At 64.3% G+C, this 13791-nt stretch carries 11 protein-coding genes, 1 tRNA gene and 1 pseudogene; 7 read left to right on the plus strand and 6 right to left on the minus strand.

The window, feature by feature from the left end:
- The first annotated feature begins 257 nt into the window (after positions 1-257).
- Positions 258-1412: an HPP family protein gene (locus MJ643_RS16940; RefSeq protein ID WP_013971921.1), complete on the plus strand. Its 1155-nt coding sequence runs from the start codon at positions 258-260 to the stop codon at positions 1410-1412.
- On the opposite strand, the gene MJ643_RS16945 is transcribed toward MJ643_RS16940, so the two are convergent.
- A complete protein-coding gene (locus MJ643_RS16945) occupies positions 1386-2252 on the minus strand; it encodes a LysR family transcriptional regulator (RefSeq protein ID WP_047932629.1) in 867 nt (288 codons plus the stop codon). The two genes, MJ643_RS16940 and MJ643_RS16945, sit on opposite strands and share 27 nt — an antisense overlap.
- A gap of 180 nt (positions 2253-2432) precedes the next feature.
- Between MJ643_RS16945 and MJ643_RS16950 the strand changes: the two genes are divergently transcribed.
- Positions 2433-4322 (plus strand): propionyl-CoA synthetase, encoded by a 1890-nt coding sequence (locus tag MJ643_RS16950; RefSeq protein WP_013971923.1) that lies wholly within the window; start codon positions 2433-2435, stop codon positions 4320-4322.
- Positions 4323-4430: 108 nt separating this feature from the next.
- On the opposite strand, the gene zapE is transcribed toward MJ643_RS16950, so the two are convergent.
- Positions 4431-5501 (minus strand): cell division protein ZapE, encoded by a 1071-nt coding sequence (gene zapE, locus MJ643_RS16955; RefSeq protein ID WP_047932627.1) that lies wholly within the window; start codon positions 5499-5501, stop codon positions 4431-4433.
- Positions 5502-5659: 158 nt separating this feature from the next.
- On the opposite strand from zapE, the gene MJ643_RS16960 reads away from it, so the two are divergent.
- Positions 5660-6085 (plus strand): DUF1810 domain-containing protein, encoded by a 426-nt coding sequence (locus MJ643_RS16960; protein ID WP_003256418.1) that lies wholly within the window; start codon positions 5660-5662, stop codon positions 6083-6085.
- A gap of 1 nt (position 6086) precedes the next feature.
- Here MJ643_RS16960 and MJ643_RS16965 read toward each other — a convergent pair whose 3' ends face one another.
- On the minus strand, positions 6087-6329 hold the full coding sequence (locus MJ643_RS16965) for a DUF465 domain-containing protein (protein WP_013971925.1): 243 nt from the start codon (positions 6327-6329) through the stop codon (positions 6087-6089).
- A 260-nt stretch (positions 6330-6589) separates the two neighbouring features.
- Here MJ643_RS16965 and MJ643_RS16970 point away from each other — a divergent pair.
- Positions 6590-6664: transfer RNA gene (locus tag MJ643_RS16970), tRNA-Gln, on the plus strand.
- A gap of 93 nt (positions 6665-6757) precedes the next feature.
- Here the strand turns inward: MJ643_RS16970 and MJ643_RS16975 are convergent.
- Genes MJ643_RS16975 through MJ643_RS16985 form a run of 3 tightly spaced genes read right to left on the minus strand, consistent with a single transcriptional unit; the run spans position 6758 to position 11885 of the window.
- The gene (locus MJ643_RS16975) at positions 6758-9145 is read right to left on the minus strand and encodes a hybrid sensor histidine kinase/response regulator (protein WP_013971926.1); all 2388 of its coding nucleotides are present in this window, start codon (positions 9143-9145) and stop codon (positions 6758-6760) included.
- Positions 9146-9158: 13 nt separating this feature from the next.
- A complete protein-coding gene (locus MJ643_RS16980; RefSeq protein ID WP_013971927.1) occupies positions 9159-9620 on the minus strand; it encodes a response regulator in 462 nt (153 codons plus the stop codon).
- 15 nt (positions 9621-9635) lie between these two features.
- On the minus strand, positions 9636-11885 hold the full coding sequence (locus MJ643_RS16985; RefSeq protein ID WP_196184764.1) for an ATP-binding protein: 2250 nt from the start codon (positions 11883-11885) through the stop codon (positions 9636-9638).
- Between the two features lie 262 nt (positions 11886-12147).
- On the opposite strand from MJ643_RS16985, the gene MJ643_RS16990 reads away from it, so the two are divergent.
- The 3 genes and pseudogenes from MJ643_RS16990 to MJ643_RS17000 all read left to right on the plus strand — a co-directional run bounded on the left by MJ643_RS16990 (position 12148) and on the right by MJ643_RS17000 (position 13790).
- Positions 12148-12675, plus strand: a complete 528-nt coding sequence (locus tag MJ643_RS16990) for a spore coat U domain-containing protein (RefSeq protein ID WP_196184765.1) — start codon at positions 12148-12150, stop codon at positions 12673-12675.
- A gap of 30 nt (positions 12676-12705) precedes the next feature.
- Positions 12706-13241, plus strand: a pseudogene (locus MJ643_RS16995) (spore coat U domain-containing protein).
- Positions 13242-13259: 18 nt separating this feature from the next.
- Positions 13260-13790 (plus strand): spore coat U domain-containing protein, encoded by a 531-nt coding sequence (locus MJ643_RS17000; RefSeq protein WP_196184767.1) that lies wholly within the window; start codon positions 13260-13262, stop codon positions 13788-13790.
- The last annotated feature ends 1 nt before the right edge of the window (position 13791 follow it).

Below are 13791 nucleotides of genomic sequence, written 5' to 3' on the forward strand. Positions count from 1 at the left end.
CCCGCTCCCACAAGTTGCGCGGCGCGCTTGGGGAATTTGCTGGCCATATCACCACTGCAAAAAAATTGCAGTACAGCCGCATTTTTTTGAATTAGCCCAATCTCACCCCACCCGGCAAAATTCCCCCACGAAACCCTGTGGTTTCCATCTCTCCACGGACGGAGCCCCTTGTGCTATTGCAACCGCAATACGAGGCCCAGGCCACCTCGGCTGGGCTTTCTTTTTAACCAGAAAAACTACAGATTCCGATTACCTACATGCCTGCCTCGCGTTTCGAAAGTCGTTTGCAGCGGCTGTTGCCAGCGCCCCTGAATATTCCCCCTAAAGAATGGTTGCGTGCCGGTATCGGCGCGTTGTTCGGCCTTTTCCTCGCCGGCTGGCTGACCAGCATGGCGTACGGCCCCAGCATTGCCTTGCACCTGCTCGGCCCGCTGGCGGCTTCGGCCGTGCTGGTGTTCGCCGTGCACTCCGGCCCGTTGGCCCAGCCCTGGCCGGTGCTGGGCAGCTACGCCCTGGCCGGCGCGGTCGGCCTGGCCATGCGCCAGGGCTTCGGCCCGCAGCTGTGGGTTGCCGCTGCCGCCCTGGGTATCTCGATTCTGGTGATGTGCCTGCTGCGCTGCCTGCACCCGCCAGGCGGCGGGGTGGCGGTGAGCGCGGTGCTGGCCGATCCAGGGCTTACCGCCATGGGCGACCACCTGCTGGAGCCGGTGCTGCTCAACGCGCTGATCCTGGTAGCGGTGGCGATCCTCTACAACCGCGTCACCGGCGTGCGCTACCCGAAAGGCGCGGTGCCGCGCAAGGACCTGCACCACACCCATGACCCGCTGCCCAGCGAGCGGGTCGGCATCCGTGGGGAAGACCTGGACCAGGCTCTGGAAGAACTGGGCGAGTTCGTCGATGTCACCCGTGACGAACTGGAGCGCATCATCCTGGCCACCGAGCAACACGCCCTGCAGCGCAGCCTCGGCGGCATCACCGCGGCCTCGGTGATGTCCCGCGACGTGCAGTTCGCCACGCCCGACACCACCCTGGAGCAGGCCTGGAAACTGCTGGCCAGCCACCACCTCAAAACCCTGCCGGTGCTGCAGCAGGGCAAGCTGGTGGGAGTAGTCAGCCTCAGCGATCTGGTCGGCCCGGCCATGCAGCGTGGCCGCTTCAGTTGGCGTGGGTTGTTCGGCCGCAAGACGGTGCGCATGGAGCAGGTGATGAGCCGCCGGGTAATCAGTGTCAGCAGCCAGCACCCTCTGGAGCGCTTGCTGCCACTGCTGTGCGAACAGGGCCTGCATTGCCTGCCGGTGCTCGATGCCGACCAGTTGGTGGGGGTGATCACCCAGACCGACCTGATCGCCGGCCTCAAGCGCCAGTTGCTTAGCGAGGCCGAGGCTTCAGATAAGCGGGTCCCAGCGTTGTGACCAGTCGCTGGCGCCGGCGGCCACCAGCCGGCGCAGGATGGCGAAGGCCTGTTGCAGGGCTTCGCTGTCGCGTTTGCGCGGGTACACCAGGAAGGTCGGGTAGGTGAATTCCGGCGCCTGCGGTACCCGCTCGAACACCCCGCTGTCCAGATAGGCCTGCACTACCCGCGTGCGGAAGTAGCCACTGCCGCCCTGGTCGAGTATGAACTGCAAGGCCAGCGGGCCCAGGTTGAAGCTCAGCGCCGGGCGCGCGCAGTCGGGCAGGGCGGCATCGTGCTGGCGACGGAAGGCTTCGCCCCAGTCGATATAGATGTACGGGTCTGGCTGGTCGACCCGGCGCACACGGATCAGCTTTTCCTCCATCAACTGCTCCACCTGCAGGCCCGGGCCGTAGGTCGGCTGGTAGACCAGCGCGGCATCCAGCAGGCCCATCTCGACCTTGCGCAGCAGCGATTCACCGTCGCTCACCTCGCTGCGGATGGCATGGCTGGGCAGCTCGCGGTGCAGGGCACTGACCCAGTCGAGCAGCATCGGGTTGCCCAGGCTCACCTCAGCGCCCACGTGCAGCACTTGCTGGCAGCCTTGGGGCAGCGGGAGGTCGCGGCGCGCCGCTTCCCAGGTTTGCACCATCTGGTTGGCATAACTGACGAATGCCTCGCCGTCGCTGGTCAGGCTGGCGCCGTTGCGGCTGCGCACGAACAGCTGGCAGCCCAGTTGCTGCTCCAGGCGCTGCACCCGCGCGGTGATCGCCGTCTGTGACACGAACAGGCGTTCGGCGGCGGCGACCAGGCTGCCGCAACGCACGATTTCCAGAAAGGTACGGGCCTGATCGATGTCCATGAGCTGCTCGGTGGCTGAAGGGGTGGCCTATTCTAGAGGCTTTGCACCGTTATGGGGCGTTTTTGCGTTGTCTGCAAATTTGCAGGTCGGTTGTGACTTTAGTCCCATGGCGGCGCGGGTGTAGCGGTCCATACTCAAGTTTCGCCCTTCAATAACAACAAGTACCGGGTTTCTTTCGATATGAGCTACCAGCACAGCTACGCCCATTCCATTTCCGACCCTGCCGCTTTCTGGGCGGAGCAGGCCGCGCACCTGGCCTGGCACCGCAAGCCGGCCCTCACGCTGCAAGAAAATGCCGACGGTACCCACCGCTGGTTTGCCGATGGCCGCCTGAACAGCTGCTACCTGGCCCTCGATCACCAGATCGAGCAGGGCCGTGGCGAGCAGCTGGCGCTGATTTACGACTCGCCGGTGACCGGTGTGCAACAGGCCTACACCTACCACCAACTGCGTGACGAGGTGGCGCGCCTGGCCGGTTTGTTACGCCAGTTGGGGGTGAACAAGGGCGATGGCGTGATCATCTACATGCCCATGGTGCCGCAGGCGGCCATGGCCATGCTGGCCTGTGCGCGGATTGGCGCAGTGCACTCGGTGGTGTTCGGTGGCTTTGCCGCCAACGAGCTGGCCTTGCGCATCGACGATGCCCGGCCGACGCTGCTGCTGACGGCGTCCTGCGGGCTGGAGTTCGACCGGGTAATCGAATACAAGCCGCTGGTCGATCGTGCCCTGCAACTGGCCCGCCACCAGCCGCGCAACGTGCTGGTGCTGCAGCGCCCGCAGGCGCGTGCCCAGCTGCAGCCAGGCCGCGACCTGGACTGGCAGGCGGCATTGGCCAAAGCCGAGCCGGTGCCACCGGTGGAACTGGATGCGGGTGATCCGCTTTACATCATGTACACCTCTGGCACCACCGGCAAACCCAAGGGCATCGTGCGGGAAAACGGCGGCAATGCCGTCGCGCTGTGCTTCGCCATGCGCCATATCTACGGCATGCAGGCCGGCGATGTGTGGTGGGGCATATCCGACGTGGGCTGGGTGGTTGGCCATTCGCTGATCGTCTATGGGCCGCTGATGAGCGGCTGCACCACGGTGTTCTACGAAGGCAAGCCGATCCGCACCCCGGATGCCTCGGCCTACTGGCGGGTGGTGGAGCAATACAAGGTCAATGCATTGTTCTGCGCGCCCACGGCCATGCGCGCCATCCGCAAGGAAGACCCTGAGGGCGAGCTGATCCGCAAGCACGACCTGAGCTCGCTGCGCCAGTTGTTCCTGGCTGGCGAGAAACTGGATTCCAGCACCCACGAGTGGCTGGAGCGGGTCAGTGGCAAGCCGGTGCACGACCATTGGTGGCAGACCGAGACCGGCTGGCCGGTCACCGCGCCCTGCGTAGGGCTGGAAGGCAGCGCGGCGAAGCCGGGGTCGAGCAACCGGGCGGTGCCGGGCTACCACGTGCGCGTGCTGGATGACGAGGGCCACCTGCTGGGGCCCAACCACCAGGGCTCGATCGTCATCGCCCTGCCATTGCCGCCCGGGTGCAGCCAGACGCTTTGGGGCGACCACGAGCGTTACTTGCAGGCTTACCTGCGGACTTACCCGGGGTATTACCACACGGGTGACGGTGGCTACCTGGACGATGACGGCTTCGTCTACATCATGGGGCGCACCGATGACGTGATCAACGTGTCCGGGCACCGGCTGTCCACCGGCGAGATGGAAGACCTGGTGGCACGCCACCCGGCAGTGGCCGAGTGCGCGGTGATTGGCGTGCATGACGAGATCAAGGGGCAGGTGCCGTTGGCGCTGGTGGTGCTCAAGGACGGCGAGGGCATTGCCGAGGCGCAGTTGCTGGTGGACCTGGTGGGCAGCGTGCGCGAGGAGATTGGCGCGTTGGCATGTTTCAACCGGGTGCGGTTGGTGAAGCGACTGCCCAAGACCCGCTCCGGGAAGATTCTGCGGGCGGTGCTGCGCAAGATTGCCGACGGGCAGGACTATGTGCCGCCTTCGACCCTGGATGACCCGGCGGTGCTGGGGGAGATCGAGGCGGTGCTGGCGGATTTGCCCAGGGCTGGCTGAGGGTTTGACCTGGCTGGCCTCTTCGCGGGTAAACCCGCTCCTACAGAACTGTGCAATACCTGTGGGAGCGGGCGTGCCCGCGAAGAGGCCGGCCCGGGCAAAGCAGTTCTAGGGTCCTACCTGATGCAGCTGCCCCAACCGGCTGCGCGTACGCATCAGGTCGGCAAGCGGCCCGCCCAGGCTTTCTTCCAGTGGCCGCTTGCCGATCACCAGCACCTGCCGGTCCTGGTCATACAGCACATCCACCAGGTTGACGAAGCGCTGCTGCGCCGCCAGGGAACATTCCGACAAGTCATCCAGCCCATCGATGATCCACTCATCGAATTGCCCGGCCAGCACCAGGTAGTCGATCACTGCCGTGGCCTTTTCGCACAGGTCGTCAAAGCCCAGCACCACCCGCCGGCCGTCCACCGCCAGTGCGCGCAGCGGGCGCTTGTTCACTTCCAGCATCACCGGCTGCGGCTCGGGCACATTCAGCGCCTGGCGCTGCGCTGCATTGCCCGGCCAGACATAGTGGCCCCGGGTAAAGCGCTGATGTTCGCGGTTGGCCGGCAGGCTGCGGAAATCGGTATCGCCACCCACTTCCAGCACTTCCATCGCGCTGTTGATCAGGCGGATCACCGGCAGGAAGCGCTCGTGGTACAGCGGGTTGGGCAGCAGCCCTTCGGGTGCATAGTTGGACGTCACAAGCAGGAATACGCCACGGCTGAACAACGCATTGAACAGCCGCGTGAGCAGCATGGCATCGCCAATGTCGTGCACATGGAATTCGTCGAAGCACAGCATCTGGCAATCACCCACCAGCTCGTCGAGGGTCGCGCCCAGTGCATCATCCAGCGCCCGGTGGCGGTGCATGCCCTGGTGCAGGCGGGCAAAGAAGTCATGGAAGTGCAGGCGCAGCTTGGCCTGCACCGGCACGGCCTGGAAAAAACCGTCGAGCAGCCAACTCTTGCCACGGCCCACCGAACCGTACAGGTACAGGCTGCGTGGCTGGCCTTGTTCGAGCTGCGCCAGCTGTTCGGCCATGCAGTGGATTACCCAGCGTTGGCCGTCGCTGAGTTGGTAACCGCGGCTGTGCGCCTTGTCCTCGAACCAGCCGAGCAATTCGCTCTGGTTGGCGGCGGCGCCGCGCAGGCGTTGGCCAAGCTGGCGTAGCGGGGTAGGGATCCAGGCAGGCAAAAGCAAAGCTCCTTGGGCGATGGCAGGGCAGGGTGCAGCTTGCCCGAGGGCAGCCATTTTGACTAATACAGAAAGTGCGCGGCAATCATCGCCTGACGAGATAGGTTCGCCATGCAGGCGTACAGTAAAGGCTGGAACCGGTGCGAGGAGGGGCGAGCATGCACGCCGACTTTGATCTGCAGCGCTTCGTAGAGGCGCAGAACCCTGTGTATGACCAGGTGATGCAGGAGCTGCAGGCCGGGCGCAAGCGCAGCCACTGGATGTGGTACGTGTTTCCCCAGCTCGATGGCCTGGGCCACAGCGCCATGGCCGAACGCTATGCGCTGGCCGGTATCGACGAAGCCCGTGCCTACCTGGCTCATCCGCTGCTCGGCCCGCGCCTGCAAGCGTGCGTGACTGCGCTGCTGCAGCACCATGACAAGAGTGCCCGTGAAATGCTCGGCAGCCCTGACTACCTCAAGCTGCGCTCGTGCCTGACCCTGTTCGCCCAGGCCGCGCCCGGCAACCCGTTGTTCCAGCTGGCGCTGGTGCAGTTCTACGACGGTGAGCCGGACGCCCTGACGCTGGCCATGTTGCAGGGTTAGTTCAGGCCTTTTGCTCCAGTTGGCGCTCGATCATGTACTTCACTGCCAGCCGACGTTCTTTAAGGCGGCGCAGGTCTTCATCCTCGAAGTTGCCCGCCGAAATCGACTCGGCGGCCAGCACCTGGTTGTCGATGTCCATGTATTCGTCCAGCAGACGGTCCAGTGCCTTGTCCTGCTGTCGGCGCTGCTGGACGATTTCGCGCGGGTAGTGCAAGTCCTGATAAAGATCGTGGGAGACAGGCATGGGGTCCTCCTTGGTCAATGCAGATGGCTCATCTGATTGGAAGGGAGGAATGCGATTGTGTTGAAGCCAAGCGGGCGGAAAGCGACGGATGGTCGCCTCGCCAACCGCGAAAATGACTAACTCGCTGTTTTTTGGTAATTTTTTTTCATCAGGGGGTTCACAGACCGAAAGTTTGTTGTTAAAGTGCCGCGCATTCCAAGACAACAACCCAGTTGTCACTCAGTTGGAATTGTCAGAGCAGCAGATGCTGCATCCGATACAGGGGCGTCGCCAAGCGGTAAGGCAGCAGGTTTTGATCCTGCCATGCGTTGGTTCGAATCCAGCCGCCCCTGCCATTTTCTTGCTTCAAACGTATCTCGGTCCGGTGCTTGGAAATACAAGCGCTGGGCTTTGTCGTTTCCACAGGTTTTGCCGAAGGCTCTGTTCGGTCACCTGGCCGTTCCAAGCATCTCGTTCAGCAAGCGGGCCAGTTCATCGGCCTTTACCGGCTTCTGGATCACCAGGCTGCCCGGCAACTCCAGTCCCTGCAACTCTGCATAACCGGTAAGAAGCACCACCGGCAGGTGCGGGTAGCGCTCGCGCGCCGCCAGGGCCAGTTGCGCACCGTTGAACTCGGGCATGGCGAAATCGCTCAGTAGCAGGTCGATCTGCTCATCCAGCAAGGCCAAAGCCTGTTCGCCACTGTGCGCCTGGCGTACCTGGTAGCCGTACTGGCGCAACACATCACCAAGCATGTCGCGTACCAGATGGTCGTCATCCACCAGCAGCACGGTGCGATTACAACCGCTTTCGCTAGTCGAGTGGCTGAGCAGCGACGGCATCGGTTCGTTGACGGCTTCACCCTTGACTGCCGGCAGATACACGGCCACCTGCGTACCACGCCCCGGCGTGGTGTCGATGCGCACGCCACCCCCGGACTGTTTGGCGAAGCCGAATACCTGGGCCAGGCCCAGGCCCGAACCCTTGCCGATATCCTTGGTGGTGAAGAACGGTTCGAACACCTTGGCCAACACCTCTTCGCTCATGCCGCAGCCGGTATCGCGGATACTCAGCATCACGTACTCGCCAGGGTCCGGGTCTTCCGGGCGCTGTGGACGTGCGTCGATCCGGGTGTTGCGGGTCGACAGCGTCAGCTGGCCACCGTCGGGCATGGCATCGCGGGCATTGATCGCCAGGTTGAGAATGATCATTTCGGTCTGGGTCGGGTCGGTCAAGGCCTGCCACAGGGTTGGTTCCAGGTCCAGGCGCACCGAGACATTGCCGCCCAAGGTGCGGCGCAGCAACTCTTCCAGCCCGGCCAGGGTGCGGTTGAGGTTCAGCGCCACCGGCTCCAGGCGCTGGCGGCGGGAGAAAGCCAGCAACTGCGAGGTCAGCTTGGCGCCGCGCTCGCCGGCTTCGCGGATGTGCTTGAGCCGCGCACTGGCCTTTTCCAGGTCGGCTTTGGCCAGGTCGCGCTCAAGGAAGCTGGCGCCGGTGAGGATTACCGTCAGCAGGTTGTTGAAGTCGTGAGCCACACCGGCGGTCAGCTGGCCGACCGCTTCCAGGCGCTGCATCTGCTGCAGCGCGGCCTCGATGCGTTCGCGTTCGGCGATCTGCTCGCGCAGGCGGGCGTTGGCTTCGGCCAGGCCCAGGGCGGCCTCGCGCTCGCTGGTGATGTCGCGTGCCACCACATACAGCAGGGTGTCTTCCGGCACCACCACCCAAGACAACCAGCGCTGCAGACCACCGGCATCCAGGATACGCCCGACAAAGCGGGCGCTGGTGCGACCATGGGCGAGGGCGGCCAGTTCGGTGAGCATCAGTTCCTGGTCATGCTCGGGCAGCAGGTGCAGCAAGGACGACTGGCTCAGACGTTCGCGGGACAAGCCCAGGCTGGCTTCCCAGGCGGGGTTCAGCGCGACTGGGGTCAGGTCCTTGTTGAGCACGGCCAGCAAGTCTTGCGACAGCTCCCAGGCACGGTCGCGTTCGCGGGTGCGGCGCTCGACCCTTTCCCCCAGCATTTCGTTGAGCTGGCGCAGTGCCTGGGTGGCCAGGCGTTGGGTGTGGATGTCCTGCAACACCCCGGAAAAGCGCACGCACTGGTCGTTGACGAACCGGCTCTGGCCGCTGCTGAGCAACCAGCGCGGTTCCAGGCCGTCGGGTTGGGCGATGCGGAATTCGACCCGATACAGGCCGCCACCTTCCGGGCACATGGCCTGTTCCACCGCCTCGCGCACCTGCGGCAGGTCGTCGGGGTAGATGCCGGCGTAAAACACCTCGAGGCTCATTTCAGTATCGGTGGGTAGACCGAACAGGGTCTTGCAGCGGTCATCCCACAACAACAGGCCTTCCTGCGGGCGCATGTCCCATGTGCCCATGCCGGCAGCGTCGATGGCAATGCGTGCACGTGCCTCGACGTCTGCCAGGGCCTCTTCGGCGCGGCGCCGGCGCTGGCGCTCCTGCACTTCGGTCAGGGCCCGGCGCACGGCCTTGGGCAGTAGCGGCAGGTTCTTCTTCAGCACATAGTCGGTGGCGCCCAGGCGGATCATTTCCACCGCATGTTCTTCGCCATAGATACCAGACAGGAAAATGAACGGAATGTCGGGTGCCAGGCGCTGGGCGATGGCCAGCACATCGGTGCCGGACGAGCCCGGCAGCACGCAGTCGCACAAGATCAGGTCGTAGTGGGCCTCGCTCAGGGCTTGCTCGACACCGGCATGGTCGAACACAAGCTGCGCCTGCACCTGCAACCCGCTACGTTCCAGGCGCATCAGGGTCAGCTCGGCGTCCATCGAGTTGTCTTCGACCATCAGCAGTTTCAGCGGCGTTGGCTGCATCGTCGCGGCCACCTTAGATGCTGCCACGCCGGTTCAGGCGCAGCGAGCCGGGTGGGGGTTCGTTGAGTACCGCCCAGAACACCCCCAGGTCGGAAATGGCGGCGACGAATTCCTTGAACTCCACCGGCTTGACCACGTACGCGTTCACCCCCAGCTCGTAGGCGCGCAGCAGGTCGGGCTCCTCGCGCGAGGACGTCAGCATCACCGTCGGGATGCTGCGCAGCTCGGCGGTGGCGCGCACTTCCTTCAGCACCTCCAGGCCGTCGACCTTTGGCAGTTTCAGGTCCAGCAGCAACACGGCGGGGTTGCCATCGTCACGTTCGGCATAGGTATTGCGCCGTAGCAGGTAGTCGAGTGCCTCGGCACCGTCACGCAGCACGATGACCTCGTTGGCCAACTGGCTGCGTTCCAGCGCCAGGAGCGTCAGCTCCAGGTCCCGTGGGTTGTCTTCGACCAGCAGGATGGGTTTGAGCATGATGGTAGCGGTGCCTCAAGTGGTCGCGGGGTGGCGCGGGAGGGTGAAGTGGAAGGTAGCACCCTGGCCAACCTTGCCATGGGCCCAGACCCGACCGTCATGGCGTTCGATGATGCGACGAACACTGGCCAGGCCGATCCCTGTGCCTTCGAAGTCTTCCATGCGGTGCAGGCGCTGGAACACGCCGAACAGTTTGTTGGCGTAGGCCATGTCGAAGCCCACGCCGTTGTCGCGAATGCAGATCTCGGTTTCGCCCGGATGTTGCACGGCGCTGATGCCGATGCGCGCCGGGGTGCGCCCACGTGTGTATTTGATGGCGTTGGCCAGCAGGTTGTGCAAGGCCATGTTGATGAACGCCGGGTCACCGACCACCTTGGGCAGTTGGGCGATGTCCCAGACAATTTCGCGGTTTTGGTAGTCGGGCGCCAGTTCGCTGCGAATGGCCTCGACCAGGGCGTTGAGGTCGACCTCGGACAGGCGCAGGGCAGAGCGGCCCATTTGCGAGAAGTTGAGCAGGTTGTCGACCAGGCTTCCGGCAAAATGCGCGGCTTCCTCGATGTGTTGCAGAAAGCGCCTGCCGCGCTCGCTGAGGCCCTGGCCCTCGATTTCGCCGAGCAGTTCGGAGTAGCCGGCAATATGGCGCAGGGGGGCGCGCAGGTCATGGGACACGCTGTAGGAAAACGCTTCGAGCTCCTTGTTCGAGCGACGCAGTTCGCCAGCCAGCTGCGCCAGTTCCTCGGCCTTGCGCAGGACAATCCCCAGCACTGCCGTGCGCAGCTCCTGCACGCCTTCGATGACCAGCGGGTGCCAGGGTTCGCAGTAGCCGCGCAGTTTTTCCTGCCAGCTATCGAAACTGTGCCGCGGGTCGAGGTTGCCCTGCGGCCCGACCTGTTTGTTCGGCTGCCCGGCCCAGTTCACCGTGCGCACCTGCTCGGGACGGAACCACAGCAGGTAGTGCGAGTGGATCTGCGAAATGGCCACTGCCAGCACACCGCCTGCATGGGCCGCGAGCTCGGGCAGTTCATCGATGTCGCGGCACAGGTTGTCGCTGTGGAACACGCTCTCTTCGCCACGCTGGGAGAGCCAGTGCACCAGGGCGTTTACCTGCGCGGCCGGAGGGGTCTTGCCGATCAGGTCGCAACGTTCGGCGGAAATGACCGCGGCACCTTGGGCGCCTGCGAAGGCCAGCAGTACTTCGGGCAAGTCGCGCAGGCCGTCGCCGACACTGTCATGGTCGGCCATGGACGAGATCATGCGCACGATGTGCTGGCGCAGCTCGAGCAACTGGCGAGTGTTGGCGTGGGACTCGCGCGATTCGATCTGCAGCGACAGCACACTGGCCAGCAGTTCGCAGGCGGTACGGGTGCGCAAGTCCACCGGGCGCGGCTGTTCGTGGTGGCAGGACACCAGGCCCCAGAGTTTCCCGTCGACCACGATCGACAGCGACATCGATGCCAGGGTACCCATGTTGCGCATGTACTGCAGGTGCACTGGCGACACGCTGCGCAGCGCGGCAAAGCTCAGGTCCAGCGGCTTGCCGGTGCGTGGGTTGGCAGCGGGCAGCAACGGCGAGGCCTGGTAGTTGGCGTCCTCGATCACGCGGATGCGGTTGATTCGGTACAGCTCGCGCGCCTGGCGCGGTATGTCCGAAGCGGGGAAACACAGGCCCAGATAGCTCGGGTAGCCCGGGTCGGCCACCTCGGCCAGCACCTGGCCGTTGCCTTCGGCATCGAAGCGATAGGCCTTGACCCTGCCAAAGCCGGTGATGCGCTTGAGCTGCAGCACTGCTTGCTGCAGCAGTTCCTCGAGGCTGCCGGCCTGGTGCAGGCGGCCTACGAAGCTGCGCACCAGCGGGTAGTAGTCGCCTTGCCCGACAAGATCGGCCGGCAGGCGAGGGGGTTCGAATTCGGCGATCAGCACCTGGTCGTGACGGTGGACCAGCAGGTGCAGGTTGCCAGGATATGGAGCGTCCTGGCGCAGGTGCACATCGCTGATGTGGAACGGAAAGACCTCGTCCTGCGGCAGGCGGGCCAGGTGCAGGCGCAAGTCGAAGGCACCGCTGACCAGTTCGGCGAACTCGCGACCTATCAGTTCACTGGCCGGTATGCCCAGCCACTGCTCGACATTTTCACTGGCCTGGAGTACCCGCATGTCGGTTTCGTCCAGCACTAGAAGGAAGCCGTGGGGCTGGATGCTGCCAGGCAGCTGGATCGGCTCCTGGGCGCAGCGCTCGAGGGCTTGGGTGAGCGTGCTGTCTGCAATCATCTATGAAAACGCTCCTGTCGTGTCCGTCCATGCATGCCGCATGAGTCTAGGCAGGATGAAGGGAATACACCTTAACAGAATACCCGCCGGGATAACGGCCCTTGGCCATTTGAGGAGAATGCCGGCGATGCGTTCTGTGTCGTGTGGTTTTTTTTTAGGTGGTAGCGCTTTTTGGCTAATACAAAAAAATGGCTCGATGCCAGTACCGTGATGTCACGTCGCTGCTACGCTCAGCACAGCAGACATCGACAAGGATAATAAGGTGACGGACCGCTACCTGGCCGCCCTGTTGGGCCTTATGTTGAGCAGCAGCGCAATGGCGGCGGACTTCCTGGTGGAAGTGCGGGTGCTGGTGCAGCGTGGCTGCATGCTGATCAACCAGCCCCGCGATGCTGGTGCGCAGGCGCTGGGGCGTATCGATCTGGGCGCTGCTGCACGGCTGGATGGCCCTGGTGAGCCGCTCACCGGCGCGCTGCTGAGCCAGCGCCCGCCACGCCTGGAATGCAATCCCCACACCCCCTATCAGGTCCGCGTCGATGGTGGGCAGCATGGCGGCGTCGGCGAGTTGCGCTTTCTGGCCAGTGACGATGACACGGCCCGGCTCATCCCTTATCGCCTCTACCGCGACGCTGCCTGGCGCGAGCCGCTGGCGGTGAATGTGGCGCATTCGGCGCGGGTGCCGGACAGCGGCTCGGTCGAGCTGCCGTTGTACGCACGGATCGACAAGCTGGCCTGGGTACCGCCTGCCGGCCTGTACGCCGACCTGCTCAAAATCACGGTCACCTGGTAGGGATGCAACCATGCTCAAGGACGCGACGCCATGAACCGCACCTCGATCCTGCTGCTTCCCTGGGCCCATTGCTGGTGCCCGGTGGAGCCGCGCATGGCACCAGCACCGGTTTCATCCAGGCGCGGCTGGTGATCAGCACCGCTTGCCAGATCAGCAGCAACGAGACGCAACCGGCAACGGTGGGTAACCCGGGAGTGCTGGACTTCGGCGAGCGCGGTCCGAACTGGCGCCAGCCGCTGCGCAGCCGGGTTGACGATGTGAGCGGCGAAGGCAGCCTGCAGATCAGTTGCACGCCCGAGGTGCGGGCGTTCAACGTGCGCATCAACGGCGGCCTGAATGGCAGTGACGGCATACGGCGGCTGAGCAACGGCCGCGAGCTGATCCCCTACCAACTGGCGATCGACCCAGGTGGTAACAGCCGCTACGGCATCGGCCAGGCGCGTGCCTTCACCATCAGCAGTACCCGGCAGATACCGATCCCCATCTACGGTGTGGTAGTGGCGCAACCGCGTGCGCTGCCAGCCGGCCTGTACCGTGACACCCTGAGGGTGACCCTGGACTGGTAACGACACAAGGAGACTTCGATGCGAACGAACCTTTCACGCTGCATCCTGGCCGGCCTGGGGCTGATGCTGACTTACCAGGCGCAGGCCGCCACCACCGGGACTATCGAGTCGACGCTGACCTTGACCGCAGCGTGTCAGGTCAACGGCAGCTCAGCCTCCTCGGGGGCAGACTTCGGTACCTTGGACTTCGGCACTCACGATGCCTTGTTCAACACTGCCGACGGCCAGGTAATCGGCGGCGGCGGTGAGGCGATCAGCATTCTCTGTTCGGCTGGCACGGTACCAGTCATCCGCGTGGGTGCAGGTTCCCACGATGGCCAGTCGGCCGGGGGCAGCCGTGCGCTGGCGGATGGCGTCGGCAACTTCGTGCCGTACGACTTCTACACCGATGCCGGGCGTACGCAGGTGTTGGCCATCAACGGCACCATCACCTTGCCGCTCAGCAGTGGTGTGGCCCAGACCGTCAACCTGTATGGCCAGGCGCGCGGCAAGGTCGGCCTGCCGGCGGGGGAATACACCGACACAGTGTCCGTCGAGCTGTCGTTCTGAA

The sequence above is a fragment of the Pseudomonas sp. PNPG3 genome (genome assembly GCF_023093815.1).
Lineage (GTDB): Bacteria > Pseudomonadota > Gammaproteobacteria > Pseudomonadales > Pseudomonadaceae > Aquipseudomonas > Aquipseudomonas asiatica.

Excerpts from the sequence above, each read along its gene's own strand:
- MJ643_RS16975 (WP_013971926.1), bottom strand. The coding sequence starts at position 9,145 with ATGCAGCCAACGCCGCTGAAACTGCTGATGGTCGAAGACAACTCGATG.
- MJ643_RS16980 (WP_013971927.1), bottom strand. The coding sequence starts at position 9,620 with ATGCTCAAACCCATCCTGCTGGTCGAAGACAACCCACGGGACCTGGAG.
- MJ643_RS16945 (WP_047932629.1), bottom strand. The coding sequence starts at position 2,252 with ATGGACATCGATCAGGCCCGTACCTTTCTGGAAATCGTGCGTTGCGGC.
- MJ643_RS16965 (WP_013971925.1), bottom strand. The coding sequence starts at position 6,329 with ATGCCTGTCTCCCACGATCTTTATCAGGACTTGCACTACCCGCGCGAA.
- MJ643_RS17000 (WP_196184767.1), top strand. The coding sequence starts at position 13,260 with ATGCGAACGAACCTTTCACGCTGCATCCTGGCCGGCCTGGGGCTGATG.
- MJ643_RS16940 (WP_013971921.1), top strand. The coding sequence starts at position 258 with ATGCCTGCCTCGCGTTTCGAAAGTCGTTTGCAGCGGCTGTTGCCAGCG.
- MJ643_RS16960 (WP_003256418.1), top strand. The coding sequence starts at position 5,660 with ATGCACGCCGACTTTGATCTGCAGCGCTTCGTAGAGGCGCAGAACCCT.
- MJ643_RS16950 (WP_013971923.1), top strand. The coding sequence starts at position 2,433 with ATGAGCTACCAGCACAGCTACGCCCATTCCATTTCCGACCCTGCCGCT.
- MJ643_RS16985 (WP_196184764.1), bottom strand. The coding sequence starts at position 11,885 with ATGATTGCAGACAGCACGCTCACCCAAGCCCTCGAGCGCTGCGCCCAG.